General features: G+C 56.9%; 9 protein-coding genes. 6 read left to right on the top strand and 3 right to left on the bottom strand.

All coding sequences use genetic code 11. The features are described 5' to 3' along the window. Positions 1-122 precede the first annotated feature (122 nt). Positions 123-1103, top strand: coding sequence for a pentapeptide repeat-containing protein (locus K0I31_RS04125; RefSeq protein WP_220080005.1), 981 nt, complete (start codon positions 123-125; stop codon positions 1101-1103). Positions 1104-1368: 265 nt separating this feature from the next. Next, positions 1369-5601: a formate dehydrogenase subunit alpha gene (gene fdhF, locus K0I31_RS04120; RefSeq protein WP_220080004.1), complete on the top strand. Its 4233-nt coding sequence runs from the start codon at positions 1369-1371 to the stop codon at positions 5599-5601. Between the two features lie 105 nt (positions 5602-5706). On the opposite strand, the gene K0I31_RS04115 is transcribed toward fdhF, so the two are convergent. Together K0I31_RS04115 and K0I31_RS04110 are read right to left on the bottom strand one after the other, a co-directional pair. Then, positions 5707-7371, bottom strand: a complete 1665-nt coding sequence (locus K0I31_RS04115) for a methyl-accepting chemotaxis protein (RefSeq protein WP_220080003.1) — start codon at positions 7369-7371, stop codon at positions 5707-5709. A 306-nt stretch (positions 7372-7677) separates the two neighbouring features. Then, entirely contained in the window at positions 7678-12795 is a 5118-nt protein-coding gene (locus K0I31_RS04110; RefSeq protein WP_220080002.1) for a S8 family serine peptidase, read from the bottom strand. 770 nt (positions 12796-13565) lie between these two features. Here K0I31_RS04110 and K0I31_RS04105 point away from each other — a divergent pair. Genes K0I31_RS04105 through K0I31_RS04090 form a run of 4 tightly spaced genes read left to right on the top strand, consistent with a single transcriptional unit; the run spans position 13566 to position 16723 of the window. Next, positions 13566-14402: a MipA/OmpV family protein gene (locus K0I31_RS04105; RefSeq protein WP_258406568.1), complete on the top strand. Its 837-nt coding sequence runs from the start codon at positions 13566-13568 to the stop codon at positions 14400-14402. Further along, positions 14392-14787: a DUF3019 domain-containing protein gene (locus tag K0I31_RS04100; RefSeq protein ID WP_220044365.1), complete on the top strand. Its 396-nt coding sequence runs from the start codon at positions 14392-14394 to the stop codon at positions 14785-14787. The genes K0I31_RS04105 and K0I31_RS04100 overlap by 11 nt, the downstream gene beginning before the upstream one ends. After that, positions 14784-15488 carry a response regulator transcription factor gene (locus tag K0I31_RS04095; RefSeq protein WP_220080001.1) on the top strand — a complete coding sequence of 235 codons (705 nt, stop codon included), beginning with the start codon at positions 14784-14786 and terminating at the stop codon, positions 15486-15488. Before K0I31_RS04100 ends, K0I31_RS04095 begins: the two co-directional genes overlap by 4 nt. Continuing rightward, positions 15485-16723: an ATP-binding protein gene (locus tag K0I31_RS04090; protein ID WP_220080000.1), complete on the top strand. Its 1239-nt coding sequence runs from the start codon at positions 15485-15487 to the stop codon at positions 16721-16723. The genes K0I31_RS04095 and K0I31_RS04090 overlap by 4 nt, the downstream gene beginning before the upstream one ends. Before the next feature lie 34 nt (positions 16724-16757). On the opposite strand, the gene chrA is transcribed toward K0I31_RS04090, so the two are convergent. Continuing rightward, a complete protein-coding gene (gene chrA, locus K0I31_RS04085) occupies positions 16758-17966 on the bottom strand; it encodes a chromate efflux transporter (protein WP_220079999.1) in 1209 nt (402 codons plus the stop codon). Positions 17967-18005: the final 39 nt, after the last annotated feature.

Here is an 18005-nt window from a genome sequence, read left to right as displayed (position 1 = left end):
TCGCATAGGGGCGAAGCAGTGCTAATTGAGCGAATTTCATCGCAAAAAACGCCATTCTTGCCCGGCTCCGGCAGCGGGGAGAATCCCCGCCCCTTTTCAACAGGCTGGCTATACTGTTCAATATGAAACAGACGAACCAATGCTGCTATCACGAAGACGAAGGTTTCTCCTGCACCGAGCCGGCCGAAGCCTCTGGGCTCTGTTATTGGCATGATCCTAAAATCATTAAAGATAAGCCGGAAGATGTCGCCCGTCTGGAGGCCTTCGCCCGCAACGGCGGCATGCTGCGGGGCATCTCCCTCAAGCGGGCCAACCTGCCCGGCATCGATCTGGTGAGGCACCATCAGAAGACGGGCTTCGACATGAGCCACGCCGAGCTGTATCGCGCCAATTTACAGGGCGCGCACATGTTTAACCTCAACCTGCAACACGCCAGCCTGATGAAGGCAGATCTGCGCGAGGCCAATGTTCACTGCGCCAATCTGGTGGGCACCAACCTCTTGGGGATCAAGTGGAACGGCGCCAAGATAGAGAACATAAATACCGGTAAGCTCCTCAGGCAGGAACGTCTGGCCAACGAGGCAGAGAGAGTGGGCGAAACCGAGATCGCCCTCGACTATTTCGAACAGGCCGAGGAGATCTACCGGGATCTGCGCAAGGCAGCCGAGCGCGAAGGCCTGTTTGCCATGGGCGGCGACTACCTGCGTAAAGAGCTCACCATGCGCCGCCATCAGATGCCCAAATACAGCTACTCGCGCATCCTCTCCAAGATGATCGACATCTTCTGCGGCTATGGCGAGGCCCCCACCCGGGTGATCGGCTTCTCCATGGGACTCATCTTCGTCTGCGCCCTGCTCTACCTGTTTACCGGCCTCAACTATGACGGCAATATCCATGTGTTCAACTGGCAAAACGATCTCACCACCAACCTGGCGCTCTTCTTCAACTGCATCTACTACTCGGTCGTCACCTTCACCACACTAGGCTATGGCGACTTCACCCCCATAGGCTATTCCCGCGCCATCGCGGCCGTCGAGGCCTTCACCGGCAGCTTTACCATCGCCCTGTTTGTGGTGGTGTTCGTCAAGAAGATGACCCGCTAAAACCAGAGTGTGATCCACCTCAAATCGCGCCAATTCCGCCACGGCGTAAGCCAACAAACTCAGCACAATTTGTGAGCAGCACTGCAAATGCAGCACAAAAAATCACTACTAAGACCTGTGGTGAAAAAGCCTCTGGGTATACTCAAGCAAACCTTGTTTCGCTAATTTACGATAAGCCTCTTTACCCATAGGCAGTCCATAAAAAATCATCGACGAGACCAAGGTAGCCAAGCTCAAGCTTAGATTCTAATAAAAGGTCCCTACCATGATAGAACTCACCTTCGACGGCCAGGTCGTCAAAGCCAACCGGGGCGAAGATCTGCTCACCTGTGCCAAGGCCGCAGGCATAGCGATCCCTAATTTATGTCATCTGGGCAAGCAACTGGACGACAAACTCGCGGGCAAACAAGACTGTAACCTCTGCTATGTCGAGGTGCGAGACGAAAAGGGCGACTTCCACACAGTCAAGGCCTGTAAGACACAGGTCGAGGCACCGCTCGAGGTGATCACCCATTCGGCCGCCCTTAGCAAGCGCCGCCAGGCGGCGCTGAAACATCTTCTGAGCGACCACTTCGCCGACTGCGAAGCGCCCTGCCAACAGGCCTGTCCGGCCGGCGTAGACGTGCAGTCCTATCTGCTGCATATCGCCCAGGGCAACCACAAGGAAGCGGTCAAGGTGATCAAACAAACCCTGCCGCTGCCGCTCTCTATCGGCCGTGTCTGCCCGGCGTTTTGCGAATCGGCCTGTCGCCGCGGCGAGCTGGATGAGCCCCTGGCCATTCGCCAACTCAAGCGTCACGCCGCCGACCTGGATTTGGACAGTGAAGACACCTATGTGCCGCCCAAGGCGCCCGCCACCGGCAAACGCGTCGCCATCATAGGCAGCGGCCCGGCGGGGATCAGCGCGGGTTACTATCTCTCCAACTCAGGTCACGAGGTGACCATTTTCGAGTCCATGCCCAAGGCGGGCGGCTGGCTAAGATACGGTATCCCCGAGTACCGTCTGCCCAAGCAGATACTGGACAGAGAGATAGACCTGCTGTGTCAGAATGGCCTAGTGATACAGACAGATACTCGCCTCGGCCGAGACATCCACCTCAAGGAGCTGGTCAACCAATTCGACGCCGTCTGTCTCGCCATCGGCGCCCAGAAGGCGGTGCCCATGAACTACCCGGGTGTAGACCTCGAAGGCTGCTACTTGGGGGTGGATTACCTTAAAGATCACTGCACAGACAACAACTACCACACAGGCCAGAAGGTGGCGGTGATCGGCGGCGGCAACACCGCCATCGACTGCGCCCGCACCGCGCTACGCAAGGGCGCCGAGGTGACTCTGGTCTATCGCCGCACCCGCGACGAGATGCCGGCTGAGGCCTATGAGATAGAGGAGGCCGAACATGAGGGCGTGCGCTTCTATTTCCTCACTAACCCCATCGAAAACCATGGCGACGCCAATGGCCGTATCAATGCCGTCACCTTCGAGAAGATGCGCCTGGGCGAGCCCGATGCCTCCGGCAGACGCTCACCTAAGGCCACGGGCGAGACCTTCACCGAGGCGTTCGACACTGTGATACCCGCGGTCTCCCAGACCCCGGACATGACCTTCCTCGAGCATCCAGAGAGCCAGCTCTCCACCGGCGAGGTGGCCCTGACCCGCTGGAACACCTTCTCCGGCTGTGAACATACTATGTCCAGTGGAGTAGAAAAGCTGTTCGTGCTCGGTGATTCGCGCACCGGCCCAGCCACGGCGGTTGCCGCGGTGGCCGATGGGCGTAAGGCCGCCAATGCCATCGAGAAACTGCTGAGCGGCGAGCTGAGCTGTGAACTGACACCTGCGCCCTTCAACTCCCAGAAGCAGGATGAGCAGAAGCCAGACAGCCGTCACTTCCCGGCTCGTCTGCTACAGGCCAAGGCCAAGATGCCGGAACTGGCCATCAACAAGCGCCTGGATAATTTCGACGAGATAGAACTCGGCTTTAACGACGAGGAGGCGATGCTCGAGGCCGCCCGCTGCCTGGAGTGTGGCTGTCAGGCCAACACTGAGTGTGCCCTGCGGGATTACGCCACCGAGTACCGTGTCGATGGTGCCGCGCTCGATAAACAGGGCCACCGCGCCTTTACCCAGGATGCCAGCACACCTTTTATCAACTTCGACCCCAACCGCTGCATCAGCTGCGGTGCCTGCGTCGCCATGTGCCGCCAGCAGTCTGGCCATCAGGCGATCAGCTTCGAGCCCGACAGTTACCTGGCACTGCCCAAGGAGATGGCCGAAACACACAGCCGCCAGGCGCCTCGCGCCGGATTCAGCGCCACCATGGCCGACAGCCAATGCGTGCAGTGCGGTAATTGTGTCCAGGTCTGCCCCACAGGGGCGCTGACCGATGCAAGAGACAAGCGTCAGGGCGTTAAACATGAGCTGAAACAGACCTCCACCGTCTGCACATACTGCGGCGTGGGTTGCCGTGTCATCATCCACAGCGATCCCCTAACTGGCGAAATCAAACGCGTCTCGGGCGACAACCGATCTCAGGTCAACGAGGGGATGCTCTGCGTCAAGGGCCGCTTCGGATTCGACTTCATCAACAGCCAGCAACGGCTGACCCAGCCGCTGCTGCGCAGAGATGGTGAGCTGGTGCCGGTCAGCTGGAATGAGGCGATCGATTACATAGGCACTCAGCTGGGTCGCATCAAGGCCGAACATGGCGGCGACGCCATCGCGGGCCTGGCCTCCGCCAAGGCGACCAATGAAGATAACTATCTGTTCCAGAAGCTGTTTAGAAGCGTCATCGGCACCAACAACATAGATCACTGCGCCCGCCTGTGTCATGCCTCGACGGTCACCGCCCTGCAAGAAAGCCTTGGCAGCGGCGCCATGACCAATGATATTCCGTCGATAAAATCCTCGGATCTCATCTTCATCTTGGGCTCGGATACCGAAGCCGCCCACCCTATCATCGCCTCCAAGATCAAACAGGCGGTGAACCAACACGGTGCCCGCCTGGTGGTGGCCGACCCCAAACGGGTGAGCATCGCCGACAGCGCCGAGCTCTACCTGCGTCACCGCCCCGGCAGCGACGTCATGCTGCTCAACGCCATCATGCAGGAGATCATCAAGCAGGGCTGGCACGACAGCGACTACATCAGTCGCCGTGTCGAAGGATTCGACGCACTGCGCGCCGAGGTGATGAAGGACGACTACAGCCTGAGTAACGCCGCCAAGATCACCGGGGTTGGCGAAGAGGAGATAGCCCAGCTGGCCCGCATGATAGGCACGGCAGAGAAGACCGCCATCTACTATGCCATGGGGATCACCCAGCACACCTCGGGACATGACAATGTCACCGCCATCGCCAACCTGCAACTGCTGTGCGGCAACATAGGGGTCGAGGGCGCGGGGATCAACCCGCTGCGGGGCCAGAGCAATGTCCAGGGCGCCTGTGACATGGGCGCCCTGCCCAACTACTTCACCGGCTATCAGAAGGTCACCGACCCCGAGGTGCAAGCCGCCTTCAGGCAAGCCTGGCAGCAGGAGTGGCTACCGGATCAGATAGGTCTGGCGGCCACCGAGATGATGCACGCCCTGGCCCACGGCAAGCTCAAAGCCCTCTATGTGATGGGAGAAAACCCTGTACTGAGCGATCCCGATCAAGCCCATGTGATGCAAGGGCTGGAGTCGGCCGAGCTGCTGATCGTCCAGGATATCTTCATGACGGAGACGGCACAGCTGGCCGATGTGGTGTTGCCGGCCGCCAGCTTCGCCGAGAAGCCAGGCCACTTCACCAATACCGAGCGCCGGGTGCAGCGCCTGCAGGCTGCCATCGACAGCCCAGGCCTGGCCCGCCGCGACTGGCAGATCATCACTGATATCGCCAAGGCCCTCGGCGCCGACTGGCGCTATGAGGATGAAGCATCCATCTGGCAGGAGCTGACCCGCGTCACCCCCCAGTATCGCGGCATCCAATGGCAGGACACAGACCCCAGCACGCCACAAGGTCTGCAGGGTAAGCAGTGGCCCAGCCCAGAGCCTGGCCATGAGGGCACCCGCCTGATGCATAGAGAGCGCTTTACCCGAGGGCTCGGCAAGATGACCCCCGTCGGCTACCGCCTGCCGGCCGAGCTGCCCTGTGAGGATTATCCCTTCACCCTCTCCACCGGGCGCCTGCTGGAGCAGTTCCACACTGGCACCCTAACCCGCAAGACGGACGGCCTCAATACCCTGGGCTCACCCAGGGTGATGATGTCGGCCATCGACGCCGACCGTCTGGGGGTGAACAACGGCGACGTGCTGACCCTGTCCACGAGACGCGGCAGCATCAACATCGCCGCCTTCGTCACGCGCCGCGCCCAGCCGGGAGTGCTTTTCCTGCCCTTCCACTTTGCCGAGGCGGCGGCTAACAAGCTGACCAACAATGTGCTGGATCCTGTGGCCAAGATCCCCGAGTTTAAGATCTGCGCCGTCAGGGTCGAGAAGGCCAGCGAGGCGATCTGTTGGTCTTAGAACAAGCTGACGTAGTGAAAAAGGCCACAACTCCTGTTGTGGCCTTTTTCTTTGTTGCTTAGCGACTTGATGCTTCGAGCAGGCTGCTACACCTTAGACTGCCCGTTACACCTTAAACTGACCTACCAGGGTATCCAGGTTACGGCCCTCGTTGGCCAGTCCCTGACTGGTGTCCGAGGCGCTGTTACTGGCCTGTAGCAGATCGTTGACGATCTCCTGAATTGCAAACACATTGCGGTTGATCTCCTCGGTCACCGAACTCTGCTCGGTAGCTGCCGTGGCAATCTGGGTACTCATGTCGTTGATCGAGGTCACCGCCGAGGTCACCGCCCCCAGGCTATCGGAGATCGCCCGCGACGAGGTCACCGAGCGATGACAGCTCTGCTGGCTCGACTCCATACTGCTCACCGCCAGCGACACCAGATTATGCAGCTCAGACAGCATCTCGTTGATCTCTAAGGTACTGGCCTGTGTCCGGCTGGCGAGGCTGCGCACCTCATCGGCTACCACGGCAAAGCCGCGACCCTGCTCACCGGCGCGGGCCGCTTCGATGGCGGCGTTGAGGGCAAGCAGGTTGGTCTGCTCGGCGATGCCACCTATCACACTCAACACGCTGTTGATCTTCTGTGACTGCTCGTTGAGGGAGTTAATGTGTCCGGCCGCCATATCGATCTCCGCCATCAGGGTCGAGACCTCATGCAGCGAGCTGTCGACGCACTCCTGAGCGTTGCCCACATCCTGGGTGGCCGCCTGGGTTGCCTCGGCCACCTGAGTGGTGCTCATGGCCACCTCGGAGGCGGTCGCCGACATCTCGGTGATCGCCGTGACCACCTGATCCGTCTCGTTGTTGTGGCTGATCAGCTGCTGCGCCATGGCGGCGGTCTGAGAGGAGATGTTATCCGCGCCGCTCTTCACCTCGACGGTGGCCCTGGCCACATCCTTGATGATCCCCTGCAGCTTATCAACAAACTGATTGAAGGCGCGGCCCAACATGGCGATCTCATCGCTGCCCTGCACGTCCAGGCGCTTGGTCAGATCCCCCTCACCCTTGGCAATATCTTCGAGGTTCTGCACCATGTTGTGAATCGGGTTGACCATGCGTTGGGCGGCCACCAGCATCACCACGGCGGTGATCGCCACCAGCACCAGGGCGAAGAGCAGAATCATCATCGCCTTGTCGTTCATGTGCTTGGTCATCACCTCTCGATAGCTCTCCACCTGGGCGTCGATATCGTCGGTGTAGGCGCCAGTACCCAAGATCCAATCCTTACCCGGCACGGTTGCGGCATAGCCAATCTTTGGCACCAGGCCGGTGACCCCAGGTTTGGAGTAGTCATAATTGAAGAAGCCATCGCCGCTTCTGGCGGCATCGATCAGGCCGACCACTATCTTCTTGCCGTTAGGGTCTGTCATGCCGATCTGCGCCGTGCCTTCCAGCGCGGGCTTGACCGCGTGGAAACGGTTGAAGCCGTCAAAGTCGTAGATGAAGAAGTAACCGGCGGTGCCGAAGCGCACATTACGCAGCGCCTTGTTCACATCGCCCGCCGCCCCCAGGGAGAGCTGATGCTCGACGATATCCAGGGCGATATCGACCTGATCCTTGAGCTGGGCCTTACGTTCGCTATAGAGGCTCGCCTTGAAGGTCGACATATTCTCTTCGAGGGAGTTAGATTCCAGGTTATAGGTGATTGAAACTAAGAAGAGAAAACTCAAAATCAGGGGCAGGAGAGCAAATACCAACAGCTTATTTTTCATTCTTAATTGCCACATGTTCCACTCCAACAGGGTTTATTACATTTGTAAGTAAAATATAGCTAAAAAGTACCAGTGTCAGTGCTTAATGCTAGATAAATTGTAGTAGATCAATAATCTTAGCCAACTTGCCCGAAATTTCCGCCTAACATAAAAAAAGCCAGCATTCCATCCCTGGAATACTGGCAATCACTTCAGTAATTGGTTTGTGCTAACAGATAGTGCTTAGGTATCACTCCGACGACTAAGCACCGATTTTACGCACTCACTTTCCGGCTTAGTATCAGGCGGCTCAATAACAAACCGCCTGACACCTTACCCTGATTAGCGTGCTAGCTTGCGGCGTAGGCCGGCAAACATTAGCAGCATCAGGGCCGCGAAACCGAGCGCACCACCGTCGTCTTTCTCTTCGACTTCAGGTTGAGTTTCTGGCTCTGGCTGTGGCTCGACGCCATCAGACTCAACGGTCAGCATGAAGCTGGTCGATGCCGCATCGCTTGGGTTTTCCACATCGCTCACGGTAACCGTGACTTCCACTTCGCCGTAGAAGTTGGCTTCTGGCGTGATGGTGATTTCGCTACCTGAGGTATGGCCATCGACCACAGCGGTAATGTGCTCACCGGTAACGGTGATCTGGTTAACGCTGTTTTGCTCATCGGCGTACATCACGGCGATGCCTTCCAGGCTAGTGTTCTCTTCCACACTCTGGTCGGCGATGGCGCCCAGGGTGATGTTAGAGGCAACACTGACTGTGTGGCTCATGCTGATGTCGGCCATGCCTTCGACCTGGCTCACGGCGTTAACCGTTAGGTCTTGACCAGCGGCATTGTCTTTCACGCGAGTCCAAGCGGTTACCTCAAACTGCGAAGACTCAGGGCCCACGTAGTCGTAACAGATCACCAGACCGTCAGATAGCTTCTTGTCCAGCTCGCCATAGGTAAACTGCTCACCCAGGTAGGCACTCAGCGGACCGTAGGCATAGACGCCGCCCTTGAAGCCTTGGATACCGATAGAACCACGGCCGTCTTGGCTACCAAAGTCCAGATTGTCATAGGCCATCATCATCTCGTACTCACCATCGCCATGACGGGTATTGACGTTGAAGATCAGCTCGAAGTCGAATCTGTCATCCAGCTCTTGCCACTGATAGACGCGGTTTGCATCGCGGCCCGCAGGCAGGTATGAACGCGCGTTATCGTATTCCAGGATGCCCCAACCAGTTTGCGTGCTGGCGATAGAGATGCCCGAACGCTCGCTGAAGTTGTTGACCAGTGGTGCCGACAGGATAGCTTTTGGCGCACTTGGATCCAGCGCCTCGAAGCCACGCCACATCATGCCGATCGACTCGTATGGGAAGCTCTGATACGGGAAGATGTCATGGTATGGGAAGAAGAAAGGCTGACCTTCCCATAGCGACACGATACCGTGTGCATGGATATCCAGGGCGTTCTGCTTAGCAACATTGAGCTCTTCGTTGTTGTTATACAGATGGAAGCTGTCATAACGACCACCGAAGATCACATCGATTGGCAGCACGATACCGTTGCGGCTCAGGATGTTGTTGTCCTTACCATTGACGGCACGGCCGTTGGCATCGTATTCCACCGGCGCGAAGCCGCTGAAGATCGGATAGATACGGAACTCTTCGAGATCCACATAACCACCCGGATTCTTGTTACCAAAGTCTGGCGTGCGGCACATGGCGTCTTCCAGGTTAGTGGTGACATTGTAGCTAGGCGCTTGATCGGCGGTATTAGGTTGAACACCGCTGATGGTCAGCTTACCTTCTTCCAGGCTGATGTCTGTCACAATCGCCTTAGACGAGGTCAGTACATCTTCCACATTCAGGCTCAGGCCTGCCGGGATGTCGGCACTAATGGTGAAGGCACGATCCGCGCCGCTATCATTAGGCTGCACCTCGAAGGTGAAAGGCACCTGCTCACCCAGATGGGCACCGGTTTGCGGTACATCCAGATGCACGTCATCGATACCACGCTCAAGCTTGAAGGCGACCTTGCCGATATTGCCGGCGTTGACCTCTGAGGTACCAAAATCGATTAGTGAGTAGTAAACATCGCCCTCAACCATCTCAGGCAGGTTCCAGTTCACCTGGATATCGACCGGCTCCTGACCATTGCTGGCAGGCACGTCCACACTCATGTCTGAGGCGACATTGTCGGTCACAACAGTTGTCGCGAACTGGAAGGTCTCTTCCATGAAGTCGTGGTAGTTGTTCTGCGCCGAGCCCTTTCTTGGGTTGTAGAAGATTGCCCAGTATTGGCCCTCTTCCGGCTGGTTGATGTTACAGAAGTTGTCGTACTGGATGTGGTTAGAGACACACAATAGCTCTTCGAACGGATCCGCCTTGCCATTGCCGTTATAGTCCTTACCCACGTAAACCAGCAGGTTGCCCTTATCCAGGCTGCCTTCCAGACCACTCTCTGTGGTGCCGAACGATTCGACCATCAGACGACGGGCATTAGCCGGCACCTGAATCATCTCCACGTGAGTCGCCTCATCCAAGCGCTCTTCCATCGGCACGCTCTGATCGGCATTGCTGCTCCAAGGGAAGCTACCATCGTTATCCTTCGGCAGGGTGATGGTCTTCACGTCGGCCTTAACAGGCGCGAAGATACGACCTTGGATGTTGTCGCCTTCCGGCAGGCTGATCCCCTTGATGATCGCATTGCCATCATTACGGTGAGCCGTTGCCGCCAGACGTCCTGGCATGCCGTTCTTGTCATACTTGAACACCACTGGCCAGTGCGCCTCAGACGCCGCGCCGCTGGTTTCGGTGAAGATCAGGTTAGAGTGCAGCTCAACTTCCGCGTTGCTGAACCAGTCCTGGGTATCCATGATCGAAGCCTCGACCACGATATCCATGGTTTCGCCCGCTTCCAGAGTAAACTCGCTCGGGGTCACCTTGATAGACACACCGTTCTGCGCCATCTGTGAACGAGAATCGAAGGCCCAGTTCATCACGTCGTCATGGGTCACGCTCCAGCTACCGGCGGTTGTCGCCTTGATGGTACGGATCCACTGACACTGTGGCTTACACTCGAAGTTCACCAGCTGAGGAATATTCAGCTTGTGCACCGCACCGCCATTTTGCGGATCGGCAGCCTTAAAGTTCTCAACCGTTTCATCCATGATGAAACCGGCCTTAGCGGCGTTAGCCACGTTGATACGACCGGTACCGGCACGGTAGGTCGATGCCAGCGCAACATCACCGTTCTCATCGTTGAGTCTGTGATATTGCACCTTGTTCTCCGCCGTCATCGCCAGCGCAGATTGGATCTCGGTAGCGCTCCAGCTCGGCTTGGCCTGCTTGAGCAGCGCCATGGCACCGGCAACGTGTGGCGAGGCCATAGAGGTACCGCTGAGGAAGGCGAAATCACCTGACGAACCACCAGAGACGAATGGATGCTCATCGGCATAGGCGGCATAGATATTAACGCCAGGGGCCGCAACCGCAGGGATCAGGGCTTCTGGGGTCGATGGGCTAGGACCACGTGACGAGAAGGCAGCCAACCAGTCGGCGCGCTCTGGATCCAGGTCGCGATCGATTGTAGTTTCAGAGATGGTCAGCATATGGTTGCTGCCCTTGGCTAGCCAGTCGCTCAGGCCGTAACCCGACATACCGTTGTCCCAGCGACCATCCCACTCCTGCTTGGTGATATGTATGCTTGGCACAGAATAGGCTGCCGTCGCCACAATGCTGTCGGCATTGGCGTAGTTGTACATGATCATGCCATCGGCGCCGCCAGCCAGGATGTTGTTGGCCTTGGCGCTACGGGCGATACCGTTAGGATCGTTCAGATCGTTACGCTTACACACCACGATCACGTCGGTCGGGTTACCATCGGCGTCGGTCAGATCGAAGGTGCCGGCCGGGAACGGCTCGCCACAATACTCGTCGCCATAGTCGCTAGCCTTAACCACCATACCCGTTACCGAGCTGGTATTTACCGCGCCGCCGACGATCTCGCTCCAACGTGGTGCTTCATCGCCACCCATAGGATCGACCAGCTTGGTCTCAACCAAGATCTCGCGAGAGTGAGTGCTCGCCGCCACGTTCATCAACCAAGGCGAGGCATGGTCGATAGCGCCGAAATATTCCTTGTAGCCAGCAGGCTGACCCGAGTTACCGGCCGCAGCCGCAACCGAGATACCGGCTTCGCGAGCCGACAGGAAGGCCAGCTCGACGTCGTCGCTCCATGGGTGAGAATCCTGACCACCGATAGAGAAGTTAATTACGTCTACGCCGTCGCTGATGGCATCTTCGATACCAGCGATCAGGGCTTCACCCGGACAGCCTGGGTTGAGTTCGTTCGATGGGTGACACACCTGGTAAGAGATGATGTTGGCGTGAGGCGCCACACCACTCATGCGCGGAAAGAGTGCCTCTTTGACTACGCTACCATCGTTAACCGCGCCTGGCGCAGGATTGACGAAATCCACATCCAGCAGCACGTTACCCGCGGCGGTCGAGGCCACGTGAGAACCGTGGCCCTGGTAGTCTTCACCCACGGCTGGGCGGGTGTCGCCATAGACACCGCTGGTGAAATTATCTGTGATCACTGGGTATGAGCGCACACCGATAAGCTTGTCGTTACACATGCCCTCGAAGCCCTCTTTGAGACAGTCCCCCACGTACTGGCCCGCCCCCCAAGGGTTTTGATGGTCATAGCCATCGTCGCCCACATCGGCAAAAGATCTGTGGTCCGTGTTCACCCCGGTATCGATAATACCAACGATCACATTCTCCCCCTTGTAGGGAACCGAATCTGTCACAGTACCAGTCCAGATCTTGTCGGCACCGATCAACTCAGGGCCGACATCGGACAGCAGGTCATAGGTCTTAGAGCGACGAACAGAGGCGACGCTTGCCATCTGAGAAACACGCTGCGCCTCCTCCTGACTCATGGTCATAGAGAAACCGTTGACCGCATTGGTAAACTGCTGACGCACAGGACGATCGCCCAAGGTAGCCGACAGTTCAGAGATGACCGCCTGCTGCTTGCTCAGCAGCTGATCGCGGTACTGTTTGATCTCGCGGTTAACCGGCTGACCGGCCACAAACAACTTAGCCTCACCGGGCTTAGCCTTGACAGCACTACGCTCGGCGCCGCCTTGAGCCAGCAGGCTAGCGCCCGCCTGAGCCAAAGGCTTCTGATAGAGTCTGACGATGTAGACGTGCTCACCAGTCAGTCCCTCTTCGGCAACGAACTTCTGGTTCTGATGGCTGATCTGAACGTTCAGGCCATCATTTTGCAACAGGTTAACCTCTTGCGTGCTAGCGGCATTGAGTTTTTTCGCCTGTTCGGCGGTGATCTTCAGCGGCTCGAGTCTTTCGACCTTAGCCTGCTGTATCGCCGCATGGGCCATACCGGCACTGTAGAGTGCGGCTGCCACGGCTGTTACTAATGTTTTCACCTTCATGGAACTTCCACCTTTTTTGTAGTTATGCCCTGATGAAGCTTGTTGTTTGCATACTTATTCACCAGCGGACTAACATATAATCATGATGGCTTAACTAAGGTGGATAGCTTTGGTGTAGCATTTTGTAGTTTTGTTAAAAAACAAACATTTGGTTAACACAAGGTATTTTTGGCTTACCCAAGGTCAGACCAGAGTTATTTAACAAGCTTCAAAAACAAATAAAATTACTTAAAAACAATCAAGTAAAACGTCATTCGCGAAAATCACTCGTAACAACACGTGATAACAAAGCCGCTACAAAGTAAGACAGGGCAGACCATAAGCGATAGGCTGGTGAGGAACATCACCTGCTTAGCCCCATGCTTGCGACATAGCAAAATGATGTTATGCTCTGGCGGCATTAAGTGGTTGAAGCATGATTATTCATTCAATAGGCATGAGTCGCCCAGCGGACTCATCAAGAATGAAAAAAATCGACCGGATGACTCTGATTTCGCGCACTGATTTCGAGCATTGATTTCGAGCACTGATGCCAGCAAAGCGATAGCGCAGATTTGCCAAAGTTAAAATTTGCCAAGCTTAAAATTTTGCAGCCTGGAAATTTGGCAAGTGGCATATCTTGAGGATTCGATGTGAGCTAACCCAAGGCCTCTACTCGAAAAAACTCTCCAAGGCATGTAGCATTTTGTACACTTATAAATATTTTTACAGACTTTTAACCTGAGATGGTTTTAGATGCTAATTTCAGTTTCGGGATGTGGATGAAGGCCATGAAGTACCTCTTGTCCGGTCTTATTTTCCTCACGGTTTTTTTCCTGTGCGAGGCTAGGGCCGAAGAGCAGATAGATGATATTACCACGGGCGAATTTCACTTCACCCTCGCCTTAGGCTATGGCGGAATCGAGAACCCCAGGGCCAAGTCGGACGATATCACCACCTACGCCCTGCCGAGCTGGTCCTACTATGACGACCGCTTCTATGTGGAAAACTTCACCCTGGGCTACAGCCTGTATGAGTCCGATAGCCTGCTGGTCGATCTACAGACCCGCCTGAACGAAGATGGCTTCTTCTTCGAACTCGACGGCTGGAACAAGGTCTTCCTAAGCGACATCCTCGGCTTTAAACCCAACAAGCAGCCGATATTCGGCCCGGCGATCCCCGAGGTGCCGATCGAGCGTAACATCTCCTATCTCGGCGGCCTCAGCACCACCTGGCTCACTCCCTACAGCGATTTCACCCTGGGCTATTTTCACGACATCAGCGGCGTCCATCAGGGTAACGAGATCCATCTCAAGGCCAAGAAGAACATGGCATTTTCCTGGGGCGCCCTGGGCTTCGAGGTGGGCGCGATTCGCAAGAGCAGCCAGCTGATCAGCTACTACTACCATTTCACCGAGGAGGAGCTCGGCCGCAGCCGGGTGCAGCAACCTCAGTCGGCGGCCATCAACTACCACACCAGCGGCGTCGTCAATGTGCCCCTGTGGCAAGACATTAATTTTGTAGCCATTATCACCTACACTTGGTTAGGAGACGAGATCACTAAGAACCGCATGATAGAGAAGGATGGATACCTGTCAGGGTTCATCGGAGTCAGCTATGCCTTCTAACGCCATCAAGCTGATACAGTGCATGTTACTGCTGGCCCTGGCCACCAGCTTCTACTGCCAGGCCAATAGCACCCAGGTCAATATTAAGCCCAAGACCTGCGCGGTTCTCGAGGCAGGTACGCCCTGCCACATGACGCTCAAGATCAGCTACAAACTCGAGGCATTGGAGCAGACCTGTATCTGGATAGCCCTTAAGGAAGCCCCGGAGCAGTGTTTCGATCGCCTTAGCGTGGATCACCTGCTGGAGCTGACGCTCACCAAGGATACCCAGGTGCTGATCAAAGATCTCAACAACAAGGTGCTCGATGAGGTGACCATACAGATCGCCACCTATCAGCCCGTAAACACCCGCAAACGACGAGGACTCAACTGGAACCTGTTATGAGCAAACCTAAGATTCTCCTGATTGAAGACGATCTGGATTTGGCGGAGCTCACCCTGCTCTACCTGACACAGCAAGGCTTCGACCTGACCCACAGCGAATCGGCCCAGGCGGTGGCTAATTTGCCCGCCGATCTAAGGTTCGATCTCATCATCTGCGACATCATGCTGCCCGACAGCGACGGCTTTAGCCTGTTTGCCGAGCTACAGGCGCGCTACCAGTGTGTGATCATCTTCATGACCGCCCTCGACGGCCAGCAGGAACAGATAAAGGGCTTAGAGCTGGGCGCCAGCGACTATATCGTCAAGCCGGTCAACCCCGAACTCTTAGTGGCTCGCATCAAGGCCAACCTGAGAAAGCTCCCCAGCGAGGCGCCGCCCCAGAGTGTCACCCTGCACGACTTCACCATAGATCATACCCATCAACAGCTGACCATAGGCGACCGACAACAGAAGGTGACCACCCAGGAGTTTGACCTGCTATGGATATTCGCCCAGCATCCGGGCAAGGTGCTCAGCCGCGAGTACCTGTTCGAGCAGTATGTGGGCCGACCCTACGACGGCCTGGACAGGGCGATCGATCTTAAGATCAGCCGCCTGAGAAAGAAGATAGACAGCTATCAGATAGACGGCCTCACCATCAAGACGGTGCATGGTCAGGGCTATCTGTTTAACTATCAGCCCCAGCTGTCGGACAAGGAATGAAGTTTCAATTCTACCGACTCTATGCCCTGCTGATCTTAAGCAGTGCCCTGATCATCTGGTCTTTCAGCGAGATCCACGGTGCCTTGCAGCACCAGGTGGAGTCCTACCAGATAGATGTCGACAGCGTGTTTCGCGGCCTGAGCGAGGAAGACAGCAGCGTGCTGTTCCGCCAGCTCTCCCGCGATGAACTGGCACTGCCCCAAGACCTGGCCGATAAACTGGATGGCGGCGAAACCATCGCCCTCACCCTCAGCGGCGGTAAGACCTACTACTATCGCCAGGCCCCCGAGATTAGCGATTCAAACAACAAAGAGCCGCCCAAGGTGATCGCCTTCGGCCCTGTACTGCGCAAGCCCACTCAGGCGGTGCCCACAGAACTTATCATCTTCGCCCTCTACGCCAGCCTGGGCTGTCTGGCGCTACTGCTGATCTGGCCCCTGTTTCGGGATCTCTCCCAGCTGCAGGCATCCGCAGTGGAGTTTGGTGCCAATCCGAGAAAGATGGAGCAGACGATCAACAAGCGCTCGGCCATCTATCCCCTGGCCAAGGTGTTCCATGAGGTCACGGTGCAGATCGTCGACTTCCTGCAGATGCACAAGGAGCTGTCGCGCACCATCTCCCACGAAGTCAGGACGCCCTTGGCGCGCATGCGCTTCGCGCTACAGCTAAGCAAGGCGGAGCTGGATGAGAAATACTGGCAGCGACTCAACGCCGATATAGACGAGATAGAGCAGCTGGCCAACAACTACCTCTCCTTCGCCAAGCTGGAACACAGGGAGGCGCAGATAAAGAAAGAAGCGGTGAGCACCCAGGCCTTCCTCGACCAGTTAGAGGAGAAGTTTGCCCTTTACCAGGACAAGATAGGCATCACTTTTATTGCCGACGACAGGCTTGCGGTATTCGATGCCAGCTCCATGAGCATAGCCACCCAGAACCTGATCATGAACGCCCTTCGCTTCGCCAAGCAAAACATCCAGGTGCGTTTTCACTGCGAGGGCGATCTGTGTCAGATAACCGTAGAGGATGATGGCCCAGGCTTCGAAGGCAAGGGCAAACAGCTGCTGGCCGCTTTTGCAAGGGACAAGGAACAGTCCGACGGCTCGGGCTATGGTCTTGGGCTCTACATAGCACGCAAGATCGCCATCTGGCATCAGGGCCGGCTAGAGGTGGCAAAGTCAGATGAACTCGGCGGCGCTAGCCTCACCCTGGTCTGGCGCAATCAGCCAGCAAAATAGACTCGGCTCGCCGCTGCGTTAAACTTGTCTCATCCTAAGAAAGCCCACCCAGCACGCCGAGCAGCATTCCCGTCAGCGCGAAACTCATCAATAGCATGAGAATGCTGGGCCGATAACGCAACTGCCAGGCCAGTCCTATTAACACGAGCAGCGCATCGGGCCAGGCGAGGATGGCACTGGTTATCACAGGCGAGATAAGCGCCGCCAGCAGCAGGCCCACCACGGCGGCGTTGAGTCCCATGATGGCGCCGCGAAATCTCGCCCGCCCCATCAGGCCATGCCAGCTGCGCAGCAAAGAGTGTTGCAGCAAGAATCCCGGTAGGAAGATGGCGAGAGTCGCCACCAGGGCCCCCAGCAGGGGCGACTCCAGCCAGGATTCGGCGCCGAGAAAGGCCGCCAGGGTAAACATGGGGCCAGGCACCGCCTGAGCCAAGGCATAACCCGTCAGGAATCGCTCGCTGGTCAGCTGCTGGCCAACACTGGCCTCAAGAAGCGGCAGCACCACATGACCGCCACCAAACACCAGGGCACCCGCCTGATAAAACTGGGCAAACAGCTGAGACAGGCTATGGCCAGTCCCTAGCCAGAAGAGCGACAGACCAAACAGCAAGATAAACAGCATAAGCGGCAGCATCTGGGGCCGTAAGGTATCCACTGAGACGCCCTCACCTCCCTTCGCAGCTTGCTGCCCTGCATCCTGCTCTATGCCCTGAAGCGCCGATGGTGCCAGCCAGACGGCGCCGATAACTGCGGCCAAGATCAACAGGCCTGACTGGCTGGCCAGGGTGCCGACAAACAGGGTGAGCGAGGCGCAGAGCAGCATAAGTAGCCGGGTGGCGCCGCGACGACAGAACTGCTTAAACATGCTCAGCACGGCATCGGCTACCACCACGACCGCCATCAGCTTTAGGCCATGGATCAGCCCCTGAAACCAGCTGGTATCCAGCCAGCTCAGGCTAGCCACCGCCATAAAATAGAGGAGTAGAAATGAGGGCAAGGTAAAGCCCAGGAAGGCAGCGATCGCACCGGGAAGTCCTGCCCTGTGATGGCCGATAGCGAAACCCACCTGGCTCGAGCCCGGCCCGGGGATCACCTGGCTCATGGCGACTATGGCGCCAAAACGCTCGGCGTCCAGCCAGCCGAGATCATCGACGAAGCGCCGCTTGAAATACCCGATATGCGCCGCCGGCCCGCCGAAACTCATCAGCCCCAGGAGCAGAAACTGCTTAAATACCTCACCCAAGTTGTCATCCTCCGTCAAGCCCGAGCCGAGATTTGGCCG

This window comes from Shewanella spartinae (assembly GCF_019457555.1).
GTDB lineage: Bacteria > Pseudomonadota > Gammaproteobacteria > Enterobacterales > Shewanellaceae > Shewanella > Shewanella loihica.
Note: the sequence above shows the minus strand (reverse complement) of the source record. Positions and strands in the feature narration are given on the sequence as shown.

Coding starts and splice junctions, on each gene's coding strand:
- K0I31_RS04125 (WP_220080005.1), top strand. CDS start 123: ATGAAACAGACGAACCAATGCTGCTATCACGAAGACGAAGGTTTCTCC.
- fdhF (WP_220080004.1), top strand. CDS start 1,369: ATGATAGAACTCACCTTCGACGGCCAGGTCGTCAAAGCCAACCGGGGC.
- K0I31_RS04115 (WP_220080003.1), bottom strand. CDS start 7,371: ATGTGGCAATTAAGAATGAAAAATAAGCTGTTGGTATTTGCTCTCCTG.
- K0I31_RS04110 (WP_220080002.1), bottom strand. CDS start 12,795: ATGAAGGTGAAAACATTAGTAACAGCCGTGGCAGCCGCACTCTACAGT.
- K0I31_RS04105 (WP_258406568.1), top strand. CDS start 13,566: ATGAAGTACCTCTTGTCCGGTCTTATTTTCCTCACGGTTTTTTTCCTG.
- K0I31_RS04100 (WP_220044365.1), top strand. CDS start 14,392: ATGCCTTCTAACGCCATCAAGCTGATACAGTGCATGTTACTGCTGGCC.
- K0I31_RS04095 (WP_220080001.1), top strand. CDS start 14,784: ATGAGCAAACCTAAGATTCTCCTGATTGAAGACGATCTGGATTTGGCG.
- K0I31_RS04090 (WP_220080000.1), top strand. CDS start 15,485: ATGAAGTTTCAATTCTACCGACTCTATGCCCTGCTGATCTTAAGCAGT.